The 13,606-nt window shown below is 42.0% G+C and carries 16 protein-coding genes; all 16 read left to right on the forward strand.

The window, feature by feature from the left end; all coding sequences use genetic code 11:
• Position 1 precedes the first annotated feature (1 nt).
• The 16 genes from trpC to E4635_RS03545 all read left to right on the forward strand — a co-directional run bounded on the left by trpC (position 2) and on the right by E4635_RS03545 (position 13,588).
• Positions 2-784 (forward strand): indole-3-glycerol phosphate synthase TrpC, encoded by a 783-nt coding sequence (trpC, locus tag E4635_RS03470; protein ID WP_135525234.1) that lies wholly within the window; start codon positions 2-4, stop codon positions 782-784.
• A gap of 5 nt (positions 785-789) precedes the next feature.
• Complete coding sequence (locus tag E4635_RS03475; protein ID WP_135525235.1) at positions 790-1,383, forward strand: phosphoribosylanthranilate isomerase; 594 nt, start codon at positions 790-792, stop codon at positions 1,381-1,383.
• Between the two features lie 2 nt (positions 1,384-1,385).
• Positions 1,386-2,564 carry a tryptophan synthase subunit beta gene (gene trpB / locus E4635_RS03480; protein WP_135525236.1) on the forward strand — a complete coding sequence of 393 codons (1,179 nt, stop codon included), beginning with the start codon at positions 1,386-1,388 and terminating at the stop codon, positions 2,562-2,564.
• A 49-nt stretch (positions 2,565-2,613) separates the two neighbouring features.
• On the forward strand, positions 2,614-3,375 hold the full coding sequence (trpA, locus tag E4635_RS03485; protein WP_135525237.1) for a tryptophan synthase subunit alpha: 762 nt from the start codon (positions 2,614-2,616) through the stop codon (positions 3,373-3,375).
• A 122-nt stretch (positions 3,376-3,497) separates the two neighbouring features.
• Positions 3,498-4,373 carry a metalloprotease gene (locus E4635_RS03490; protein ID WP_135525238.1) on the forward strand — a complete coding sequence of 292 codons (876 nt, stop codon included), beginning with the start codon at positions 3,498-3,500 and terminating at the stop codon, positions 4,371-4,373.
• Between the two features lie 162 nt (positions 4,374-4,535).
• Positions 4,536-5,159: a TetR/AcrR family transcriptional regulator gene (locus E4635_RS03495; protein WP_135525239.1), complete on the forward strand. Its 624-nt coding sequence runs from the start codon at positions 4,536-4,538 to the stop codon at positions 5,157-5,159.
• A complete protein-coding gene (locus tag E4635_RS03500; protein WP_135525240.1) occupies positions 5,149-6,471 on the forward strand; it encodes a TolC family protein in 1,323 nt (440 codons plus the stop codon). The genes E4635_RS03495 and E4635_RS03500 overlap by 11 nt, the downstream gene beginning before the upstream one ends.
• A gap of 13 nt (positions 6,472-6,484) precedes the next feature.
• Positions 6,485-7,564: an HlyD family secretion protein gene (locus E4635_RS03505; protein ID WP_135525241.1), complete on the forward strand. Its 1,080-nt coding sequence runs from the start codon at positions 6,485-6,487 to the stop codon at positions 7,562-7,564.
• Between the two features lie 132 nt (positions 7,565-7,696).
• Complete coding sequence (locus E4635_RS03510) at positions 7,697-9,286, forward strand: MDR family MFS transporter (protein ID WP_135525242.1); 1,590 nt, start codon at positions 7,697-7,699, stop codon at positions 9,284-9,286.
• A 68-nt stretch (positions 9,287-9,354) separates the two neighbouring features.
• The gene (kdsA, locus tag E4635_RS03515; RefSeq protein ID WP_135525243.1) at positions 9,355-10,173 is read left to right on the forward strand and encodes a 3-deoxy-8-phosphooctulonate synthase; all 819 of its coding nucleotides are present in this window, start codon (positions 9,355-9,357) and stop codon (positions 10,171-10,173) included.
• Positions 10,174-10,188: 15 nt separating this feature from the next.
• Positions 10,189-11,040, forward strand: a complete 852-nt coding sequence (locus tag E4635_RS03520) for a hypothetical protein (protein ID WP_135525244.1) — start codon at positions 10,189-10,191, stop codon at positions 11,038-11,040.
• Positions 11,041-11,193: 153 nt separating this feature from the next.
• Entirely contained in the window at positions 11,194-11,802 is a 609-nt protein-coding gene (locus tag E4635_RS03525; RefSeq protein ID WP_135525245.1) for a hypothetical protein, read from the forward strand.
• 5 nt (positions 11,803-11,807) lie between these two features.
• Complete coding sequence (locus E4635_RS03530; protein WP_135525246.1) at positions 11,808-12,476, forward strand: YiiX family permuted papain-like enzyme; 669 nt, start codon at positions 11,808-11,810, stop codon at positions 12,474-12,476.
• 3 nt (positions 12,477-12,479) lie between these two features.
• Positions 12,480-12,776 (forward strand): winged helix-turn-helix domain-containing protein, encoded by a 297-nt coding sequence (locus E4635_RS03535; RefSeq protein WP_135525247.1) that lies wholly within the window; start codon positions 12,480-12,482, stop codon positions 12,774-12,776.
• 51 nt (positions 12,777-12,827) lie between these two features.
• Entirely contained in the window at positions 12,828-13,283 is a 456-nt protein-coding gene (locus tag E4635_RS03540) for a hypothetical protein (protein WP_135525248.1), read from the forward strand.
• 2 nt (positions 13,284-13,285) lie between these two features.
• On the forward strand, positions 13,286-13,588 hold the full coding sequence (locus tag E4635_RS03545) for a hypothetical protein (protein ID WP_135525249.1): 303 nt from the start codon (positions 13,286-13,288) through the stop codon (positions 13,586-13,588).
• The last annotated feature ends 18 nt before the right edge of the window (positions 13,589-13,606 follow it).

A 13,606-nucleotide genomic window follows, 5' to 3' on the forward strand; every position in this document is an offset into this window, starting at 1 on the left:
CATGAACATCCTCGACACTATAATCGCTACAAAAAAGAAGGAAGTTGCACTTAAAAAGACCATTTTCCCGATCTCTCAACTGGAAAATACAATGCTTTTCGGCAACAGGACCGTTTCCTTGAGCAAATTACTGCGAAACAGCCGCTCGGGCATCATTACCGAACACAAACGCCGTTCTCCTTCAAGGGAAATTATCAATCAGGGGCTTTCTGTGGAGGAAGTGGTAAAAGGATACGAAAGTGCCGGCGCCTGCGGGATTTCAATACTAACTGACAATCAATATTTTGGAGGATCCATTGAAGATTTACTGCTGGCAAGGGCTTCGGTGCATGTGCCATTGCTCCGGAAGGAATTTATCATAGATGAATACCAAATCCTGGAAGCCAAAGCCTATGGTGCCGATGCCATTTTACTAATTGCAGCCGTCCTGACACGGGCAGAAATCAGGCAGTTTTCCGAATTTGCACAGTCGCTTGCGCTGGAAGTGCTCCTGGAAGTCCATGACAAAGAAGAACTCGACAAATCGATTATGCCCAGCCTGGATATGATTGGGGTAAACAACCGTAACCTGAAAACATTTGAAATCAGCCTCAACACCAGTAAAGAGCTGGCCAGGGAGATTCCTGACGAATTTGTAAAAGTGTCCGAAAGCGGAATCAGTACAACAGCAGCCATTGCAGAACTGCAATCTTTTGGCTACCAAGGATTCCTGATTGGCGAAAATTTCATGAAAACCAATAATCCCGGAGCTTCAGCCTCGGATTTTATCAAAAAAATAATCTAAAAACTATGAAACTCAAAATATGCGGCATGAAATATCCTGGAAATATTCAGCAAACGGCTCAATTACAGCCTGATTACCTTGGGTTTATCTTCTATCAGAAATCTGCCCGTTACTGTACTGCCGAAATTCCAAAACTCCCTCAAACCATTGAGAAAGTAGGTGTTTTTGTCAATGCTTCGCTGGATGATATCCTGGCTAAAATCAAGCAATATGATTTACAGCTGGTGCAGCTTCACGGAGCGGAAACCCCTGAATTCTGCCTCCTTTTGAAATACCTCAATATCAGGATCATCAAGGCTTTTGCGGTAGGCGATTATTTTGATTTCGATGACATCCTGCCCTATGAAGAGGTCTGTGATTATTTTTTGTTCGATACCAAAGGAAAAAAGCCCGGCGGAAACGGAATCGCTTTCAACTGGCAATTGTTGGACCACTATCCTTCCCAAAAACCATTCTTCCTCAGCGGCGGCATTGGCCTGACGGAAATAGAAAAAATCAAAACACTCAAAATCCCGGTGTATGCCATCGATGTAAACAGTAAGTTCGAAAGTGGCCCGGGGCTGAAAAACATTCAATCACTACAAAAAATACAGCTTTAAAAATGAAATACAACGCAAACGAAAATGGATTTTATGGCGAATTTGGCGGCGCTTTCATCCCTGAAATGCTCCACCTGAATGTAGAAGAATTACGTCAAAATTACCTGGATTATATGAATGAGCCGGAGTTTCAGAGGGAATTCCATCAGTTGTTGGCTGATTATGTAGGGCGGCCTACCCCACTCTACTTTGCCCATCGGCTTTCTGCCAAATACCAAGCCAAAATATACCTGAAAAGGGAAGATTTGTGCCATACCGGCGCGCACAAAATCAACAATACCATAGGACAGGTTTTACTGGCAAAACGATTGGGCAAAACCCGTATCATTGCTGAAACCGGAGCCGGGCAGCATGGTGTGGCAACGGCTACGGTTTGCGCCTTGATGGGATTGCAATGCATTGTGTATATGGGCGAAATCGACATCCGGAGGCAAGCTCCAAATGTAGCCAGGATGAAAATGCTTGGCGCCGAAGTCCGGCCGGCGGTTTCCGGTTCCAAAACATTGAAAGACGCCACCAATGAAGCCATCCGGGATTGGATTAACAACCCTTTGGATACCTATTATATTATCGGTTCGGTTGTGGGGCCGCATCCTTATCCGGATATGGTGGCCCGTTTCCAGAGCGTTATTTCTGCCGAAATAAAACAGCAGCTGCTCGAAAAAGAAGGGCGCGATACTCCCGATTATGTCATTGCCTGCGTGGGCGGCGGAAGCAATGCTGCCGGGGCTTTTTATCATTTTTTGGAAGAAAAAAAAGTAGGCCTGATTGCTGTTGAAGCGGCGGGGAAAGGGATTCATTCCGGCGAAAGTGCAGCGACTTCGGTATTGGGGAAAACCGGTATCATACACGGCAGCAAAACGCTTTTGATGCAATCCGAAGACGGGCAGATTACCGAGCCTTATTCTATCTCGGCAGGTTTGGATTATCCTGGCGTAGGGCCGCTCCATGCGCATCTTTTCCAATCAAAAAGGGCTGAATTCATGGCTGTTACCGACGATCAGGCTATGCAGGCAGGATTGGCTTTATGTAACATGGAAGGCATCATTCCCGCCATTGAAAGTGCCCATGCCCTGGCCGTTTTGGAACAGCAAACCTTCCGGAAAGACGATGTGGTGGTCATTAATCTTTCCGGGCGCGGAGACAAGGACCTTAGCACGTATATCGATTATTTCAAATAAAAAGATAAGGCTTCAACAAATTAAAATAAATTATAACACATGACTGATAATGAACCCTATTCATCAAAAATTACAAGAAAATAAAAAACTGCTGTCTATTTATTTTACAGCAGGATTTCCGAACCTCAACGATACGGTTCCCATCCTAAACAGGCTTCAGGAAAACGGTGCGGATATGGTCGAAATCGGGTTGCCATTTAGCGATCCTTTGGCAGACGGTCCAACCATACAGGCAAGTTCGGCGCAGGCCCTGGCCAACGGCATGACTACAAAACTGCTTTTTGAGCAATTGCAAAGCATCCGGAAAACCATCCATATCCCGTTATTGATCATGGGCTATTTCAACCCTATTATGCAATTTGGTGTGGAAACATTCTGCCAAAAATGTGCCGAAATTGGCATTGATGGCCTTATCATCCCAGACCTTCCGCTGGATATGTATGAAAAAGAATATAAAGCCATTTTTGAACACTACGGCCTGAAAAATGTGTTTTTGATCACGCCACAAACCTCGGACGAACGCATCCTGGCCATTGATGCCCTCTCCGATAGTTTTATTTATATGGTTTCTTCGGCTAGTGTTACAGGGAGCCAGGAAGGTTTCGGCGAAAGCCAGCAAGACTATTTCAAACGCATAGCACAAATGAAGCTGAAGAATCCCCAGATTGTAGGTTTTGGGGTTCATGACAGGAAAACTTTCAATCAGGCGACCCAATATGCCAAAGGCGCTATCATTGGAAGTGCCTTCATCAAAAACCTGGCAGAAAATGGCATGGAAAACATTGGGGGTTTTCTAAAAAAAATAATCTAACAAACTCAATTTCAATACATAAGAAGAAGTTAAGAATCATTTAAGTCGTATTTATGGTGTTTTTCTTACAATTGCTTTTCTTTCTTTTGAGGCCTATTTAATCAACCAAATATCATAAAAGAATGAAAACAATTAAAAAAACAAGCCTGATTATGTCTGCCATGGCATTAGGGATGCTATTTGCCTGTAGCAAAGACGATTCGGCAGAAACCGAAACTTCAAAAGAAGCCATTAGCCAGCCATCGGCATTAAACAAAGAATGCAGCTATGTAGACGCTTACTGGAGTTCGAATGCGTATTTGAATTCTACTATTATCAACACGACGCAGACCAATTTCATTTATGCCCAGAACACCAAGATTGCCAGCGTATTCGGGCAAGCAGCGGTAACATTGAGGATTGTGCATGACGACAGCAACCCGAATTCGACATACAATGCCATTTCGTATTCGTATCCGAAGAAAATTTATTTTGGGGAAGCTATTTACAGAGCGGCTTTAGCCAAAGGCCAAATCGTTCCGGCCATGATCCTTGCCCATGAATTCGGGCACCAATTGCAATATGCGTACGGTTTGCCATCGGTATCAGAAAGTACAGCCAGGCCAAACGAGCTCGAAGCTGACGGATTTGCCGGTTATTATATGCGAAAACCAAGCGGCTACAATGCTACTTGGGCTGCGGCCGGGCCGGCTTTCGAGTTTGCGTATGCCATTGGTGATTATTCGACCTCAAACCCTGGACATCACGGTACACCTCCGCAAAGGCGTTCTGCAACCCGTTTGGGCTGGTATTTAGGCGAATATAATCTTTCGGCTTCGGCTTTTGACAGCAATTTCTTCTACTATTATAATAATGTGTTGAGCGGTTCCTACAGAGGCGCAAGGCCGAGCACTGTTACTGATGAAATGGATGCTTTTATCAATTCTAAAATGGAGGAACTTCGAAAAATCAATTCCGGCGAAATCGATGGAACTGAATTCGGAAAGCTAAACGATTAATCCTTATTTACCATTACATAAAAAGGCGGCCAGTTATAGGCTGCCTTTTTTTATGGGCGTTGCGGAGGTTTTCAACTGTTAAATAAACGTTAAAATCAATTTAAACAAACGTTTAATTTAAACAAACGTTTAATTTTGTAGCCGAATTTAATACCTATACTAATGACCGAATTTAATGATAAGCAAAATGAGATTCTTCTGGTAGCAGAAAAACTCTTTTCGGAGCATGGTTTCGACGGTACTTCGGTTAGGGATATTGCCAAAGAGGCCAATATCAATATTGCGATGATTTCCTACTATTTTGGTTCGAAAGAAAAACTATTGGAAGCTTTGATTATCAATAGGATATCAGACCTTCGACTGGAAATGGAGAACCTTTTCAAGGAAAACCTTACTCCTTTTGAAAAAATCGACAGGCTAATCGAATTATACATCAGGCGGATCAATAAAAATTGCCGCATGTACCAGATCATCCATTTTGAGATTGCCACCAAAAAAAGGGATATCAATTACCAATCTTTCAATGAAGTTAAAAAATACAATCTCCAGGCTTTAATGAAAATTATTGAAGAAGGCCAGGAAAAAGGGCTATTCGTCAAAAACATCGATGTGGCTTTGATTCCTCCTACCATCATGGGAACGTATTTCCACTTCCAGATGAACAAGCCTTTTTATGGTGAAATTTTCAATTTAAAAACAGAGGAAGATTTCGATACATACATCCTCACCCATCTAATAAAACACATTCAAAAAACAATTAAAGCGCTATTGGTTTATGAAAATTAACAAAACAATCCTAATTGCCATTTCCTTTTTAGGCATAACTGTTGGGTACGCTCAGGAAAGGAAAACACTTTCGCTCAAAGAAGCCATTTCGTTGGCAACGACCAAAAGTAATGAGGCCAATCTTGCCAATATCAAGGTAGCTACTTCAAAACTGGAGATGGAAACCATGAAAAACAACCAATACCCTAACCTGAAAATCTCGGGGCAGTTCCTGCAGCTTACCAATGCCAATGTGGATTCCAGCCTTAAAACGGGAGGATCCGGAGGAAGTTCTTCTCCGCTGGAAGTAAGCCAGTTGCTTTTAGGCCAGGCGAATGTTTCGATGCCTATATTCAGTGGTTTCAAACTAAAAAACAGCATTTCGGCTTCCGAAAGTTTATACAAGGCCGAAACAGCCAATTCTTCCCATACCAAAGAACAATTGGCTATTTATGTCGTGGAATTATTCGCCAAACTTTACCAATCACAGGAAACGGCAAAACTTATTGAGGAAAACCTGAAAAGCGCGCATCAGCGTACCGTCGATTTTACAGCTATGGAAGCCAACGGGATCATTCCCCGAAACGATCTTTTAAAAGCCCAGCTTCAGGAATCTAATGTCCAGCTTTCTTTGGATAGTGCCAATAAAAATGTAAGCGTGATTAATTATCAATTGGTTACTCTTTTGCAGTTGCCTGAAAACACGCAAATCGACATCGATATCGAAACGATTAAAAACGATATGCTCAAAACGCAAAGCATGACTTTAAACGCACAGAGAAATGACCTGGAAGCACTGAATTTCCAGCAAAAAGCGTCAGAATCGGGTATAAAAGTGGCGCAAAGCGGTTATTATCCTTCCTTGTCCCTTGTAGGCGGTTATATTGCTTTCGACCTGAAAGATGTTATCACCGTTACCAATGCGATGAATATCGGTGTGGGGCTTAGCTATGATTTATCTTCCATTTTCAAAAACGGGAAAGAAGTAAAACTGGCCAGGAGCAAATCCGAACAGGCCAAAACTGCCGTGTCCATCCTAACGGATAAAATCAAGGAAGAAACCCAACAGGCACAGGAAAATTACAACCTGTCCATGAAACAGAACATTGTCTACAAACAAGCTGTTGAGCAAGCTACTGAAAATTACAGGATCGTAAAAGACAAATACGACAACAGTTTATCTACGACCAATGATTTGCTCGAGGCAGACGTACAACAGCTTCAGACCAAAATAAATTTAGCCTTATCACAAGCAGATATTGCCTTAAAATACTACCAGTTGCAATTTGCGGCAGGAAAATTAATCAACTCATTCAATCTTTCTCAAAACTAAATATTTCATCACAATGGAAAAGAAAAAAACGAACAAGAAATTCATACTGATCTTTACAGTCCTAATCCTTTTAGGCGGTACATACGGCGTTTACAAATACCTTCATTCACTTGCCCATGAAATGACTGATGATGCACAAGTGGAAAAAAACATGAATCCGATCATCCCAAGGGTATCCGGATACATTACCAAAGTATATGTAAAAGACAATCAGTTCGTTAAAAAAGGAGATACTTTATTTACCATCGACAACAGGGATTATATGGTAAAAGTAGCCGAAGCGAAAGCAGCCCTTATCGGAGCAGAAGAAAACTATGCGGTTTCCAAAGCAGATATCGGGACAGCCCAAGCCAACGTTTCCGTATCGGATGCGAATGTACAATCTGCCAGCGGAAATATCGAAACAGCAAAAATACGACTGACAAGAGCCTCAAACGATTACGAGCGTTACAACAATCTTTACAAAAACCATTCGATTACCAAACAGCAATTTGAACAAGCCGAAGCAGCCAAACTCGAGGCTCAAAGCCAATTGAGAATCCTTCAGGAGCAACAAAAAGCGACTTCTTACCAAAAAACCGTGGCCGCTTCCCGCTCTAATGTTTCGTCCAAACAGGCTGAAGTAGCTGCCGCCAACATCAAACGCGCCCAAGCTGTTTTGGAAGCTGCCGAACTCAACCTGAACTATACCGTTGTGACCGCAGCCATTGACGGCCAGGTATCCAAAATCGCGATACAGCCGGGCCAGTTCATCCAACCGGGGCAATCCTTGTTTTATGTCATCAACAACCAGGACGTGTGGGTTATCGCTAATTTCAAAGAAACCCAATTGAACAAAATGGTCGAAGGCCAGAAAGTAACCATCAAGGCCGATGCCTTCCCGGACGTGGAATTTGAAGGGACAATCGCTTCGTTTTCACCAGCAACCGGTGCCCGTTTCTCTATTTTGCCTCCGGACAACGCTACCGGGAACTTTGTAAAAACCATCCAGCGTTTGCCAGTAAAAATAAGTCTTAACGCTACAAACGACGCTTCAAAAGTAAAATTATTGCGTCCCGGGATGAATGTAGACGTAGATGTTCATATCAAATAATTTATAAGGAGCTATTTCCTGCTATTCACTGCAATCTTTTTTCGGCAAGGACCTCAAAAAGGATTTCCGTTTCTATCAGGGCTAGGCATTCCGCTTGAAACAAATTATCAATTGCTAATTATCAATTAAAATATGGCAACAACGACAGCAGCAGAAGACGATTTAGTCGAATACGGCTTCAGGAGAGTCATCATTACCATTACGGCCGTGCTTTGCGCATTGCTCGAAATAGTCGACACCACGATCGTAAACGTGGCCCTAACCAACATGCGCGGGAGTTTGGGCGCGACCTTAACCGATGTAGCCTGGGTAATTACGGCCTACGCTATTGCCAACGTAATCGTAATCCCGATGACAAGCTGGTTATCACAGCAATTCGGAAGGCGTAATTATTTTGCCGCTTCCATCATCATATTTACTGTCGCTTCCTTTTTATGCGGGAACGCGACCAATATTTGGGAACTTGTGGCTTTCCGTTTTATACAAGGACTCGGAGGTGGTGCCCTGCTGGTAACCGCTCAAACCATCATCACCGAAAGTTACCCTGTGGCAAAACGCGGAATGGCCCAAGCCATTTACGGAATGGGAGTAATCGTAGGGCCTACGCTTGGACCGCCTTTGGGAGGGTATATCGTGGAGCATTATTCCTGGCCGTATATCTTCTATATCAATATCCCTTTGGGAATTATTGCAACTATCTTGACTTTAAGTTTTGTCAGAAGCCCTAAATATGGCGAAAAACTAAAAGCCAACCAGGTTGACTGGTGGGGAATCTTATTCCTTTCCGCTTTTATCGGTTCGTTACAGTTTGTTTTGGAACACGGCCAGCAGGACGATTGGTTTGACAATGGTTTAATTGTTCTTTTAAGCATTGTTTCTTTCTTTGGCTTACTGGCATTTATCTGGCGGGAACTTACCTATAAATATCCTATCGTAAATCTAAGTGTCCTAAAAGACGGCAACTTACGCATCGGGATTTTAATGGGTTTCATCCTCGGATTTGGATTGTATGGTTCAACGCTTGTCATTCCTATCTATACACAGTCAGTTTTAGGCTGGACTGCCCTTGATGCCGGCTTGCTGCTCATCCCAGGTTCTATTACAACAGCCATCTTAATGCCTTTTGTTGGGAAAATGATCCAAAAGGGAATTCCTCAGGGATATATGATCGCCGTAGGGTTTTTGGTCTTTTTCTTCTTTACTTTCTGGATGCGGAACGTTATGACGATAGATACGGGCGTTGAGCATTTCTGGTGGCCATTGATTATGAGAGGGATCGGATTGGGATTATTGTTCGTGCCTATTACGACCTTATCTTTATCTACATTAAAAGGAAAACATATTGGCGAAGGTGCCGCTTTTACCGGGATGATGCGACAATTGGGAGGATCGTTCGGTATTGCCATCATCACCACTTTCATCACAAGGTTTACACAAAAACACAGAGTAGATTTGGTGGCCCATCTTGATGGCAGCAGGATTGAAGTGCAACAGCGCATCCAGATATTGCAAAAAGGTTTTATGTCCAAAGGGTTCAGTTCGAATGAAGCTTTAAACAAAGCCTACCAGGTTATGGACTTTTCCATCCTGAAGCAAAGCACCGTTTTGTCTTATATGGATATCTTCCTTTACCTTGGGATCATGTTTTTATTTTGCATTCTTTTTGTTTTCCTGATTAAGCGAAGCAAAAACATTATCAACCCTGCCGATGCCATGCATTAAAAACAGGAAAAGTTAAACCGAAATAACCGATTGAAATAATTGGTATATTTGCAAAAAAATTACAACACATGAACTTACAAAATATCCCTAATATCAAACACTTAGATAGTGGGAATTTCTTCATTTTGGCGGGGCCGTGCGCTATTGAAGGAGAAGAAATGGCCATGAGGATTGCTGAAAAACTAGTCGGTATTACAGATAAACTGCATATTCCGTATGTTTTCAAAGGATCTTTCAAAAAAGCGAACCGCTCCAGGATTGACAGTTTTTCCGGGATTGGTGATGAGAAAGCCTTGAAGATTTTAGAAAAAGTATCCAAAGAATTCGGCGTGCCTACCGTTACAGACATCCATACCAATGAAGATGCCGCTATGGCTGCCCAGTATGTTGATGTACTCCAGATTCCGGCTTTTTTGGTCCGTCAAACAGATTTGGTTGTCGCTGCAGCGAATACCGGAAAAACCGTCAACCTGAAAAAAGGCCAGTTTATGAGCCCGGAAAGCATGAAACACGCGGTTCAGAAAGTGCTGGATTGCAACAACCAGAATGTAATGGTAACAGACAGAGGGACTATGTTCGGGTATCAGGATATGATCGTGGATTTCCGCGGTATCCCAACCATGCAGAATATGGCCACTACCGTTTTGGACGTTACCCATTCCTTGCAACAACCCAATCAGATGACAGGTGTAACCGGCGGACGTCCTGATATGATTGAAACCATTGCCAAAGCAGGTATTGCCGTTGGGGTTGACGGGATTTTCATCGAAACCCATTTTGATCCGGCAAATGCCAAAAGCGATGGTGCCAACATGCTCCACCTTGATTATTTTGAAGGTTTGATGACCAAACTTGTCGCTATAAGGCAAACCATCAATCAATTTTAATTATTTTTTACAACGATGAAACATTCATTTTTGACAGTGGTGCTGTTTTTCTGCGCTGTCTTTCAAACACTTTCCGCACAGGAAACTGTAGCTAGTCCTGAAAAATACACGGCTCACAATAAGGGGAAATTTTACGTGTATTGGGGCGGGAACCGGGAATCTTATACCAAATCCGACATTCATTTCAGGGGAGCGGATTACGATTTTACATTATATGATGTTACAGCCCACGATAAGCCAAAAGGCTGGCATGTAGATTATGTAAACCCGGCCAGGATGACCATTCCGCAGACCAATTTGCGTATTGGGTATTTTTTTACCGACAAATACAATGTTTCCATTGGTGTAGACCACATGAAATATGTCATGTTCCAGGACAGGGCCGTAAATTACAGCGGTTATTACCCAAATGAAGGAAGTTATGGCGAAGCAATGCCGGAAGACAACAGCCAGGTTATGCTAACCGAACAATTCCTGACTTATGAGCACACAGACGGTTTGAATTATGTAAATACGGAAGTGGCCCGTGTAGATGACATATCGCATTTAATCGGTTTGCCCAATACGGATAAGTTCCAGGTTAATATTACCGAAGGCCTTGGAGGCGGTATACTGTATCCGAAAACCAATGCCAAGCTTTTAGGAAAAGAACGCCATGACGATTTCCACATTTCGGGGTTCGGGGTTTCGGCAAAAGCAGGTTTAAACTTTACTTTCTTTAAATATTTCTTCATCCAGACGGAATTAAAAGGAGGTTACATTGACATGAAAGACATCAAAACCACTTTTGAAGATGCCGACAAAGCCAGCCAGCATTTTTGGTTCCTACAGCGAAACATTACCGTTGGAGGAATTTTCAGAGTATAAAACATTACATTTTAAGCAAAAAAGCCCTGTTATAAGGGCTTTTCGTTTTTATAGCACCACCTGTTTACCGCTCTACTTCCCAACTAAAATAATTCAAAAAAGATTTGGTAAAACTAAAAATTATCATTTACTTTGTTTTTCAAAGTACTTTATATGGAAACCAAGAATTATCTGAAAGACATACAGGATATCAAACAAATGATGTCACAATCGACGCAATTCATATCCTTAAGTGGTTTGTCGGGAATACTTGCCGGTATTTACGGACTGATTGGCGCGGTGTATGTGAACCAGTTGCTTTTGCACCACAAGGGAGAATATGTCACTTTAGAAAGCAGTACTTTTAAACAAATTTTACTCACAGCGATTCTTGTGTTGGTTGCTTCTGTTGCCACCGCATCGATTATGACCATAAACAAAGCTAAAAAGCAGGGAGAAAAAGCCTGGAATCCATCTTCAAAAAGATTGCTCATCAATTTTGCCATTCCGTTATGCACAGGCGGTATTTTTACATTGCTCCTGCTCCGTCACGGTTATTACGGGCTCATTGCCCCTATCACCCTGATGTTTTACGGGCTGGCTTGCCTGAATGCCAGTAAATATACCTTGCGCGATGTTCGGTATTTAGGCATTACGGAAATTATACTGGGCTTGTTTGCTGTTGAATTTTCAGGTTACGGATTGTATTTTTGGATCTTGGGTTTCGGGATCTGCCATATTGTTTACGGCGCCATGATGTATTACAAATACGATAGAAAATAACCGTCATGAAAAAACAAACCATCCTCTTTAGCGTCCTTGGCTTAACCATTCTCGTTTGTATTTTGGGATTGGCCAATGCCCGGAAAACGGAAGATACCTTTACAATCCTAACGGAAAAGGTCTTGGAAACCACTAAAGATGGTGATATTATTTTCCAGTCGTCACAATCGCCTCAATGCGAAGCCATCCGGATTGCTACTAATTCAAAATTCTCACACTGCGGGATCATCTACATCATAAACGGGAAACAGTATGTGTATGAAGCAGTACAACCGGTAAAACTAACGCTTCTGAAAGATTGGATTTCCGGTGGCGAAGGCCAAAAATATGTCGTAAAAAGATTGAAAAACGCTTCTCAAGTGTTAACTTCGGCCACGATTAAAAAAATGAAAGCATACGGGCAACAATTCAACAAAAAGGACTATGATTTGTATTTTGAATGGTCCGATTCCAAAATTTATTGCTCTGAACTCGTCTGGAAAATCTATAAAAACGGTGCCGGTATCGAATTATGCCCTTTGGAAAAATTGAAGCATTTCAATTTGAAAGACCCTAAAGTCCGGGCCGTCCTGAAAGAAAGATATGGGAATAACATTCCGCTCAATGAAGATGTCGTGGCGCCGTCACAAATAGCTGGTTCTGCAGTATTAGAAACCGTAATCGATACGTATTAAAATTTGAAAAATATCATCCAAAATATCAACAAAGCCTTTGACCATCGCATCCGCCTTGGCATCATGTCCATTTTGATGGTAAACGAATCGGCTGATTTTTCGACGCTAAAAGAACTTTTAGGCGTGACAGACGGAAACCTGGCCTCGCATACCAAAGCTTTGGAATCCGAAAGTTATATTATGATCGAAAAACAATTCATCGGCAAAAAGCCCAATACGAGTTATAAAGCGACCAAGGAAGGCCGGAAAGCTTTCCAGGAACATATTGACGCCCTTGAAAAATTAATCCAGAAAAGCTAACCTATTTTTTTATTCGTAAACTTTGAAATTCAAAGTACTTTTAAAATTAAAATGAAAGACATAATAATTGAAATCCTTTACAAAATGATCAAAAGACCTTATCAGTTTCTGTTCAAAAAAAACACCGCCTGGAATTTATCCCTACAGGATTATCTCAACCATTCGAAAGATAGTCTTGGATTTCACCTGGGCAGTTTCCTGGTCAGGGCCAATTTTGCCATCCAACCGCAGCTTGAAGAACACGATGTATACCACGTCCTGACAAATACAGGAACGACAGTAGTGGATGAAATTGACATGCAGTTCTATTTATTGGGAAACGGCAAAAAAACACCTTTTGTATTTATCGTAATCATGACCGGTTTTCTTTTCCACATCAAACATCTCAAACGTTTTCTTTCCAGTTATAAAAAAGGGAAAGAAGCACACCGGTTTTATGATCTGGACTTTTCAAAAATGCTAGCCTTACCTATCGGAAATATTCAATCTGCTTTTAATATAAAATAATTATGAAAACACTAACCTGGCTCCACACGATCTCCTTTTCCACATTATTTGCGCTTGGCACGTTTCTCATCGGGACAATGCTTTTCCTGTATTACATCCTTTTTCCCAGCCAAATGGTACTGGTAATGGGCTTTTTGTATGTAGTTGCTGCATTCTTTTTTAACCTGATCATCCTGATGCATCTCATCAGCCGGCTAATTTTTGCTCCTTTTGAAAGAACCGAAAACACGATCCGGATCCTAATCCTGCTGAGCAACATCCCGATTGCCTTCCTCTATTTCGATCTTATCATCAATCATAATTAATACTATTTCAATCTAAAT

Source organism: Flavobacterium humi, from assembly GCF_004745595.1.
Lineage (GTDB): Bacteria > Bacteroidota > Bacteroidia > Flavobacteriales > Flavobacteriaceae > Flavobacterium > Flavobacterium humi.